The organism is Vibrio sp. V42_P2S4T144 (assembly GCF_009904715.1).
Taxonomy (GTDB): domain Bacteria; phylum Pseudomonadota; class Gammaproteobacteria; order Enterobacterales; family Vibrionaceae; genus Vibrio; species Vibrio alginolyticus.
Map to the genome: position 1 here is coordinate 1 of NZ_WXWS01000029.1, position 2651 is coordinate 2651.

Annotated in this window: 1 protein-coding gene; it reads right to left on the reverse strand. The window is 41.4% G+C overall.

What is annotated here, in order from left to right; translation table 11 throughout:
• Nucleotides 1-400: 400 nt before the first annotated feature.
• Nucleotides 401-2422, reverse strand: a complete 2022-nt coding sequence (locus CAG68_RS00880) for a tetratricopeptide repeat-containing diguanylate cyclase (protein ID WP_031777149.1) — start codon at nucleotides 2420-2422, stop codon at nucleotides 401-403.
• Nucleotides 2423-2651: the final 229 nt, after the last annotated feature.

Sequence of the window (2651 nt, forward strand, 5' to 3'; positions counted from 1 at the left end):
CTTAAATCTTTCTCTAGTTTTAAAACGATGATGAACGAGTTGATTTTTGAACAACAAAAATCTGTGCCACAAAAAATTTATATCGACCACTAATCATTTCACCTGTACACGGTTTATTTGTACAAAGAATAGACACACTAGTTTGTTATAGTTTTGTAGACACAAGTGGCATTCGCACTTTGAAGGTGAAGGAGGCAAAAAGAGAGGTTATGTTGAACGCCATGAATATGCGATTCGATATCCTTAAGCCATTTTTAAGTAATATCGCCAAGTGACTTTAAGATGTTAGATTCAGCGTTTTATATTCGAAGCAAGGATCTCAAAGTCACTTGGCTATCAAAGTAAATGGGAGGGATAAGTTCAGATTCATCGTGCGATGAGCCTGAACTCTTGATTTCTGTTACGCTAGCGAGCGACCTTTCACGCAGTTGCGTCCGTTCGCTTTCGCTTGATAAAGCAATTTATCGGCCTGATCGCAAAGTGATTTAAAGCTCATCTCATTATCTTCAGTGGTAACGACTCCAAAACTACAGGTCACTCTCACTTCTTCTTTCTGTTCCGTAACAAAGCCATGTAGGGATAAAGCGCTACGTAAACGTTCGGCAGTAATAAGGGCGTTTTCATGGTCTGTATTGGGCATAACAACAACAAACTCTTCACCACCAAAGCGAGCAACAATGTCGTTTTCACGTACAGTTTCCTCCAACACTTTGGCAACGCCCGTTAGTACGGTATCTCCAAACACATGCCCATAGGTATCATTTACCTGCTTGAAATAATCCACATCGATTAACGCTAAAGTTACTGGCCCCGATTGTGGTTTATTTGGCACCATTTTCTGTTTATCGAGTTTGCTATCTACCCATTTATTTAAAGCTAGATAACCGTACTTAACTTGCTCGACTTGCTCAAAAACAAAGTGTTGTATTTTTTCTTGCTTAGATTGAGGTACCGGTTTCTCTTTTCGCTCACGCCTCACTTCTACTGGCATAGTGAACCAGTCCTCTAAAAAACGGCGATTGAACAACCCTGTCAATGTGTCTGTCTTTGCGAGGCGACGCATTCTCAAACGCGAGCGATTGACGACGAGAAATACTACCGCCATCAAAAATAGAACACCGATGAGCGCAAGTAGCGCTTCACCCAATAAGTAAAAAGTACGACGGTTATTTTCTAGCTCCATACGCTGCAACACATTGTTCCAATTGAGATCTTCGTTTTCATATTCAAGTCGTTCCAACTCAAATAACGTCTGCTGGCGCTCAAGATTTTCAACTTCTCTTTGATTGCTAAATTGGATAAATTTATCGTGATAGTTACCGTAAGTTTCGAATGCTAGTTTAAAGTCATTGCTTCCCGCATAGGCCATAGCGGCGACTTTTAGTAGCTCCATTTGCTGTTGCTTGACGTATCGACTATCTATAATCTCCGGCAGCATTGGTGCGATCATCGCTAAAAGTATTTCAAATTGCTGCTGCTCTAACATATATTCGGCTTGTAACAACTTAAATGTTGCCAAATACGCGCTAGACGTTTCTCTGTACTGTAAATTCTCCGCCAGCTTCAAGTGGTTAACCATCTTCTTTTCTTGATTCGTCTCGCGATATAAAGCTGCAAGTTCAAGGTTAACTCGAAATCTAAAGCGTCCATCACCGATAATTTGAGCCAGCTTTAACGCTCGCTGATATGACGCTATCGCCTCTTCGTATTGGAACTGTGCTTTATGAAGTTTCGCTATCGTCAAAACGCTCAACAACTCATTGAACGACATACGCCTATCCCTAAAATAGCGATATGCTTGTTCCAAAAGCGCCTCAGATCGGTCGTAACCCTGAATTTTGACAAGTACGTCACCTAGCTCTAGTGCTGCACGTTCGACCAGCCCGTGAACACCTGAAGATTCAGCCGCATCCATGGACGACATAAGTGCAGCATAGGATTTTTTAAACTCACCTTGCTCATCGTAATAGCGTCCTTTTAGCAACAGGATTTCTGATTCAAGTTGCTTATCACCATTCTCACGCGATGTTTCCAACAAGCTATCCAACGCAGAAAGCGCGGTATCGATATCGCTCTTTCCAACCATAGTTCGCATCTGAATCAACTTAAACAGGAGATACTCATGGCTCTGTGGACGCACAAGCTCCAATCCTTTTCGAACGACACTCTGACTCTCTTCTAAGCGCCCTAGCAGCTCTAAAACCGTGGCCTTGGCAAGCCAGTAACGCACCAACAGCGCTGTTGGTTGGTTTTGTAGTAAAGACTCTTCTTCTAACGCTTCAATCAAAGCTAAAGAACTCTGAGGTAATGCGTAAATTTGATTTTCGATGCCTTCTAACGACTGTAAAAACTTACCTTCCTGTTCCACCTTTTCTGTGGATGCCTGAACAGAAAAACACAGACACCCCAATAATAGCGGCATCGTCCTAAGCGAATGAAATAGTGACATTATTGCTCTTCCCTAATGGGTAGTTACTTCAGTGTAATTGAGAATTCTGATTATTTATTATTAAGACAACTGAAGGTTATTCAGTCAGCCTCATATTCCCATGTATTTTGCGCTGAATAATAAATCACCATCTTTAGATGCCGAAATAGTTTTCGGTCACAATATAACCAATGAGAGTATTTTTTACACACCAAGAATAATG